The 6,289-nt window shown below is 68.7% G+C and carries 7 protein-coding genes; 6 read left to right on the top strand and 1 reads right to left on the bottom strand.

The annotated features are described in order from the left end of the window. The 3 genes from V6M56_RS00120 to V6M56_RS00110 form a co-directional block, all read left to right on the top strand. Nucleotides 1-948: glycoside hydrolase family 3 C-terminal domain-containing protein (locus V6M56_RS00120; RefSeq protein WP_332680524.1), on the top strand; the 948-nt coding region annotated here is incomplete at its 5' end. Nucleotides 949-1,081: 133 nt separating this feature from the next. Beyond that, nucleotides 1,082-1,285: a cold-shock protein gene (locus tag V6M56_RS00115; RefSeq protein ID WP_332680522.1), complete on the top strand. Its 204-nt coding sequence runs from the start codon at nucleotides 1,082-1,084 to the stop codon at nucleotides 1,283-1,285. A gap of 48 nt (nucleotides 1,286-1,333) precedes the next feature. Continuing rightward, entirely contained in the window at nucleotides 1,334-1,933 is a 600-nt protein-coding gene (locus V6M56_RS00110) for an MOSC domain-containing protein (protein WP_332680521.1), read from the top strand. 182 nt (nucleotides 1,934-2,115) lie between these two features. On the opposite strand, the gene V6M56_RS00105 is transcribed toward V6M56_RS00110, so the two are convergent. Further along, nucleotides 2,116-2,979 carry a DMT family transporter gene (locus tag V6M56_RS00105; RefSeq protein ID WP_332680519.1) on the bottom strand — a complete coding sequence of 288 codons (864 nt, stop codon included), beginning with the start codon at nucleotides 2,977-2,979 and terminating at the stop codon, nucleotides 2,116-2,118. A gap of 117 nt (nucleotides 2,980-3,096) precedes the next feature. Here V6M56_RS00105 and V6M56_RS00100 point away from each other — a divergent pair, with 117 nt between their 5' ends. The 3 genes from V6M56_RS00100 to V6M56_RS00090 form a co-directional block, all read left to right on the top strand. Next, complete coding sequence (locus V6M56_RS00100; protein WP_332680517.1) at nucleotides 3,097-4,500, top strand: aminotransferase-like domain-containing protein; 1,404 nt, start codon at nucleotides 3,097-3,099, stop codon at nucleotides 4,498-4,500. Nucleotides 4,501-4,691: 191 nt separating this feature from the next. Beyond that, nucleotides 4,692-5,705: an ArsR/SmtB family transcription factor gene (locus V6M56_RS00095; protein WP_332680515.1), complete on the top strand. Its 1,014-nt coding sequence runs from the start codon at nucleotides 4,692-4,694 to the stop codon at nucleotides 5,703-5,705. Beyond that, the coding region (locus V6M56_RS00090; protein WP_332680514.1) for a methylenetetrahydrofolate reductase at nucleotides 5,705-6,289 on the top strand (585 nt) is incomplete at its 3' end. The genes V6M56_RS00095 and V6M56_RS00090, both read left to right, overlap by 1 nt.

Raw genomic sequence — 6,289 nt, 5'->3', positions numbered from 1 at the left:
GCCGGCCTCGGCCGCCGCGTCGTCCAGCCGCTGCCCGACGCCCTGCGCGAGCAGCTGCCGGCCGGCACGAACGTGACCTACGAGCCCGCCTTCACCAAGGCCTGCGGGACCGAATTCAAGGACAAGGACGCGGCGGTCAAGGCGGCGGCGGCCGCCGACCTGATCGTCACCATGCTCGGCGAGGATTGCGAGTTCATGGGCGAGGGCGCCTCGCGTACCGATCTCGGCCTGCCGGGCGTGCAGCAGGAAATGCTCGAGGCGCTGGTCGCCACGGGCAAGCCGGTGGTGCTGGTGCTGGCGACGGGGCGGCCGCTGGTGCTGAGTTGGGCGCACGAGCATGTCGCGGCGATCCTCCAGACCTTCCATGGCGGCACCGAGGGACGGGCCGCGATCGCCGAAGTGCTGGCCGGCAAGGTCAACCCGTCGGGGCGGGTGCCGATGAGCTTTCCGCGCTCGGTCGGGCAGATCCCGGTCTATTACGGCCAGTTGCCGACCGGCCGGCCGCAGAAAATCCGCCAGCGCTATGAATCGATCTTCATCGACGAGGCCAACGAGGCGCTCTACCCGTTCGGCTTCGGCCTGTCCTATAGCCGCTTCGCCTATGCCAATCCGCGCGTCGAGCACGAGCGGGTCGCGATGAACGCGGCCGCCGAGATCGCCGTCGATGTCACCAACCAGGGCACGCGCGACGGGCAGGAGGTGGTGCAGCTCTATATCCGCCAGCCGGTGGCGAGCCGGTCGCGCCCGCTGCGCGAGCTCAAGGGCTTCACCAAGATCGCGCTGAAGGCCGGCGAGACCCGCACCGTGCGCTTCCGGCTGGAAGGCGAGGCGCTGGGCGCCCATGACGATGCCGGCCGCTACCGGCTCGATCCCGGCCCGATCGAGGTCTATCTCGGCGGGTCCTCGCTGGCGGAGGCGACGACCCGGTTCGAGCTGGTCAAGCCCTGAAGGGGTGCACTGTAATTGCCGCCGCTTTCATCTCGACAAGCTTGCGTTTTCGGTCAATTCTCGGCTGGCGCGGCCCCTGGACGATAGTTTCCGGGGGCGCCGCGAGACCATGGATGCTCCAAAGGATGCGGCGATGGCGACCGGCACCGTAAAGTGGTTCAATACCGAGAAGGGCTTTGGCTTCATACAGCCTTCGGATGGCGGAAAGGACGTGTTTGTGCATGTCACTGCCGTAAAGGAAGCGGGCTTGTTGACGCTGACGGAAGGACAGAACGTCTCGTTCGAACTCAAGACCGAACGGGGCAAGACCGCGGCTGGTTCGCTCAAGCTGCTCTGACCCGGCTGGCCTCATGAGAACGGCGATGACGCCGCCGAGCCGGCCGCGATGACGGCTGTGCTCGCAAGCGGAAAGCTTGTCGCCGTGTTGCAGGCCGCGCGGACGGATCGCTCCGGCGCGGGGTTCATCACGACGCCGGCCAGCCATCTCGACCTCGATCATCACGGCATCCCCGGAGACCGCCATCATGGCGCGGTACGCCGCGCCGGCCCGCGCGAGCCCTGGCTGCCGCGCGGAACGGCGCTGCGCAACGACCGGCAACTCTCGGCGCTGTGCCCGGACGAACTCGCCGAAATCGCCGCCGGGCTCGGCATCACAGCGCTGCTGCCGGAATGGATCGGCGGCAACCTGCTGATCGGCGGTTTGCCCGGCTTCTCACGGATCGCGCCGGGCAGCCGGCTCGCGATCGGCGGTACCTGGGGCGGCAAGGGCCGTTTCGACGGCGGCGCCGTCCTGCGGGTCGAGGCCTATAATGCGCCGTGCCGCCTGTCCGGCCGCGCGGTCGCGGTCGCGAATGGCCAGCCCGATCTCGAATTCGCCTTCGTCAAGGCGGCGGCACGCCTGCGCGGGCTGGTGCTCTCGGTCGACCTGCCGGGGCGGATCGCGCCCGGCGACGCGGTGGTCGTGCTGAAGCCGATGCAGGGCTAAAGCATACTACTTTTGCTCGGAACCACCGCCGTCATCCTGGACAAGCCGCGAAGCGGCGTAGATCCGGGATCCATCGTAGGGCTCCGGAGCCCTACGATGGATCCCGGGCCGAGCTTCGCTCGCCCAGGATGACGGCGGTGAGTCCGCGTGAAAACTACAGACTCTAAAGGCTCTGGCGGGGCCTATCTCGCATAGCGCCTGGCGCCGGCGACGCAGAGCACGACGGCGGCCGAGGTCGCCACCATCTGCCAGCCGACGGCCTCGCCGAGCAGCAGGGCCGCCAACAGCAAGCCGAAGAAGGGCTGGAGCAGCTGCAATTGCCCGACCGCGGCGATGCCGCCCTGCGCCAGGCCGCGATACCAGAAGACGAAGCCGATCAGCATGCTGAACAGCGAGACATAGGCGAGGCCAAGCCAGGCGCCGCCGCCCACCTGGCCAAACGAAGCCGGCAGGGTCATCAGCGTCAGACCGGCCATGATCGGCAGTGACAGGACGAGCGCCCAGGAGATCACCTGCCAGCCGCCGAGATGGCGCGACAGCCGCGCGCCCTCGGCGTAGCCGAGACCGCAGGCGACGATAGCGGCGAGCATCAGGAGGTCGCCGACCGGGGCAGCGGCGATCCCTTGCGCCCAGGCGAAGCCGACGACGCAAAGACTGCCGAGGCCGGCGAAGAGCCAGAAGGCCGGGCGCGGTCGCTCGCCGCCGCGCAGCACGCCGAAGATCGCCGTGGCGAGCGGCAGGAGGCCGACGAAGACGATCGAATGGGCGGCGGTGACGTGCTTCAGCGCGAGCGCGGTGAGCAGCGGAAAGCCGACGACGACGCAGAGCGAGACGACCACGAGCGGCATGATGTCGGCGCGCTCCGGACGCTTCTGCCGCAGCGCGAGGAGGAGAGCGAGCCCGAGCAGGCCGGCGATGCCGGCGCGGGCCACCGTCAGGAACAGCGGATCGAAATCGGCGACCGCCACGCGCGTCGCCGGCAGCGAGCCGCTGAAGATCAGCACCCCGATGAAGCCGTTGAGCCAACCGCTCGCCATTCTGTCCATCGCCACTTTCCATTGCCACTTTCCCTGGCTCGGCCTGAATCGGCCGGCTCGGCGCAGTTTGCCAGAGACAGTTCAATACAGTTTAGGCAAACTGTATTGGCCATTGGAGCAGTACGGATGAACGATCTCGGCCCGCCCGCGCAAGGCGACGGCACCCTTGTCGGGCGCGTCATGGCGCTCGTCCGGCAGCGCATCGCCGGACGGGTGCTCGCGCCGGGAGCGAAGCTGCCGTCGATCCGCAGCTGCGCCGAGGCGATGGGCGTCTCGAAGTCGACCGTGGTCGAGGCCTATGAGCGGCTGGCCGCCGAAGGCGCGATCCAGGCCCGGCGCGGCTCGGGCTTCTATGTCGCGGGACGCCTGCCGCCGCTTTCCCTGGCCGATATCGCGCCAAGGCTGGAGCGGGCGGTCGACCCGCTCTGGGTGTCGCGGCAATCGCTGGAGGCGGGCGACGGCATTCTCAGGCCGGGATGCGGCTGGCTCCCCGCCTCCTGGATGCCGGAGGCCGGCCTGCGCCGCGCGTTGCGCCGGCTTTCGCGTGCCGATTGCGAGACCCTGGCCGATTACGGCACGCCGCTCGGGCTGCCGGCGCTGCGCCAGCTTCTCGTGCGGCGCATGGCGGAGCACGGCATCGAGGCCTCTCCCGACCAGGTCATCCTGACGGAATCGGGAACGCAGGCCATCGACCTCATCTGCCGTTTCCTGATCGAGCCCGGCGATACGGTGCTGGTCGACGATCCCTGCTATTTCAACTTCCGCGCTCTGCTGCACGCCCACCGGGCGAGGGTCGTCGGCGTGCCCTATACGCCGGCCGGCCCGGATATCGGCCGGTTCGAGCAGGTCCTGGCCGAGCATCGGCCGCGCCTCTACATCACCAATTCGGCCCTCCACAATCCGACGGGCGCGACGCTTTCGGCCAGTGTCGCCCACCGCCTGCTCAAGCTCGCCGAGCAATACGGGCTGACCATCGTCGAGGACGAGATCTTCGCCGATTTCGAGCCGGAGCCGGCGCCGCGGCTGGCCGGCCTCGACGGGCTGGAGCGGGTCATCCATATCGGCAGCTTCTCGAAGACGCTGTCGGCGTCGGTGCGTTGCGGCTTCATCGCCGCAAGGCGCGACTGGATCGAAGGCCTCATCGACCTCAAGATCGCGACCTCGTTCGGCGCGAGCCGCCTCTCGGCCGAGCTGGTTCTCGGCATCCTGCAGGATGGAAGCTATCGCAAGCATGTCGAGGGGCTGCGCGGGCGGCTGGGGCGCGCCATGGCGGAAACGCGGCTACGGCTCGCGGCGCTCGGCATCGTGCCCTGGCTCGAACCGCGCGGCGGCATGCTCCTCTGGTGCAGGCTGCCCGGGGAGCTGGATGCCGCGGGAATCGCCCAGCGGGTCCTGGCGGAGGGTATCGTGCTGGCTCCCGGCAACGCCTTCAGCCTGTCGCAATCGGCCGGGCGCTTCCTGCGCTTCAACGTCGCGCAATGTTCGGACCCGCGCATCTTCGCGGCGCTCAGGGCGGCCATGCGGCAATGACTTTCGGCGCTTGGCAGGCGAGGCCGTCATTGCGAGGAGCGCAGCGACGAAGCAAACCAGCGGCAACAGAGCGAGCCCTTCTGGATTGCTTCGCTGCGCTCGCAATGACGATGGCGGGGCTTGCGCAAACGGCATTTTTAACATAAAGATATCTTTATATCTTTCACAGTCCTCTGCGAGGCTTAAAGCCAGTGACCCGCCCCTCCCGACATTCGCTGCCGACATTGCTGGCTTCGCTGCGGGCGGCCGGCGAGGAAACCCGGCTGCGGATCCTGGCGCTGTTGGCGGAGGGCGAGCTCTCGGTCTCGGACCTCACCGACATTCTGGGCCAGTCGCAGCCGCGCATCTCGCGGCATCTCAAGCTGATGGCGGAAGCCGGGCTGCTGCGCCGCTATCGCGAGGGTGCCTGGGCCTTCTTCCGTCTCGACGATGCCGCCCCGGGCGGCGCGCTGGCCTTGGCGCTGGCACGCGAGCTCGATCCGGCCGACCCGGTCCTGATGGCCGATCGCGAGCGGCTGGCGGCGGTGCGCGCCACCCGCGCCGCTGCCGCGCAATCCTATTTCGCCAATGTCGCGCGCGAATGGGACCAGCTGCGCTCGCTGCATGTTCCCGATGTCGCGGTCGAGGCCGCGGTCGAGGCGGCCGTCGGCGAGACGCCGGTGCAGGCCCTGCTCGATCTCGGCACCGGCACCGGCCGCATGCTGGAACGGCTCGCTCCGAAGGCGGCGCGCGCCGTCGGCGTCGATGCGAACCATGCGATGCTGGCGGTGGCCCGCGCCAATCTGGAGAGGGCCGGGCTGACGCGGGTCGAGCTGCGGCAAGGCGACATCTACGCGCTGCCGTTCTCGCGCGGCGCCTTCGATCTGGTGATCGTCCACCAGGTCCTGCATTTCCTCGACGATCCGGGCCGCGCGCTGCGCGAGGCCGCCGCCATGCTCAGCCCCGGCGGCCGGCTGATCCTGATCGACTTCGCGCCGCACGAGATGGAGTTCCTGCGCACCGAGCATGCCCATCGCCGGCTCGGCTTCACGCGCGAGCAGATCTCCGGCTGGTTCAGCGAGGCCGGGCTCGAATGCGATCTCGCCGAGGAGGTCACGGCCGCGGATGGCGGTTCGGGCAAGCTGGGCGTCATGCTCTGGCGTGGACGCGACCGGCGCCTCCAGGGTGATTTCCCCATCCGTCAGTTCGATCGTGAGGTTGCGTGATGAGCGCTTTTCGCCCCAGCCGACACGGCTCGCGCCGCCCACGCGTCTCCTTCGAGTTCTTTCCGCCGAAGAACGAGGAGATGGAGGTCAGCCTCTGGGAAAACGTGCGCCGGCTCGAGCCGCTGGGACCCGCCTTCGTCTCGGTGACCTATGGCGCCGGCGGTTCGACGCGCGAGCGCACGCACAACACCGTCAAGCGCATGGTCGATGAGACCAGCCTGAAGCCGGCGGCGCATCTGACCTGCGTCTCGGCGTCCTGCGGCGAGGTCGACGAGGTCATCCGGGCCTATTGGGCGGCGGGCGTGCGCCATATCGTGGCGCTGCGCGGCGATCCGGCCGGCGGGCTCGGCACGGTCTACGAGCCGCACCCGCAAGGCTATCACCAGACTTCCGATCTCGTCGCCGGCATTCGCCGGATCGGCGATTTCGAGGTCACGGTCTCGGCCTATCCGGAAAAACACCCGGAAGCGGCCTCGCTCGACGCCGATATCGACGCCCTGAAGAAGAAGGTCGATGCCGGCGCGACGCGGGCGATCTCCCAGTTCTTCTTCGATAACGACGTCTATTTCCGCTATCTCGACAAG

This window comes from Allobosea sp. (genome assembly GCF_036675845.1).
Lineage (GTDB): Bacteria > Pseudomonadota > Alphaproteobacteria > Rhizobiales > Beijerinckiaceae > Allobosea.
Note: the sequence above shows the minus strand (reverse complement) of the source record. Positions and strands in the feature narration are given on the sequence as shown.

Excerpts from the sequence above, each read along its gene's own strand:
- V6M56_RS00115 (WP_332680522.1), top strand. The coding sequence starts at position 1,082 with ATGGCGACCGGCACCGTAAAGTGGTTCAATACCGAGAAGGGCTTTGGC.
- V6M56_RS00110 (WP_332680521.1), top strand. The coding sequence starts at position 1,334 with ATGACGGCTGTGCTCGCAAGCGGAAAGCTTGTCGCCGTGTTGCAGGCC.
- V6M56_RS00105 (WP_332680519.1), bottom strand. The coding sequence starts at position 2,979 with ATGGACAGAATGGCGAGCGGTTGGCTCAACGGCTTCATCGGGGTGCTG.
- V6M56_RS00100 (WP_332680517.1), top strand. The coding sequence starts at position 3,097 with ATGAACGATCTCGGCCCGCCCGCGCAAGGCGACGGCACCCTTGTCGGG.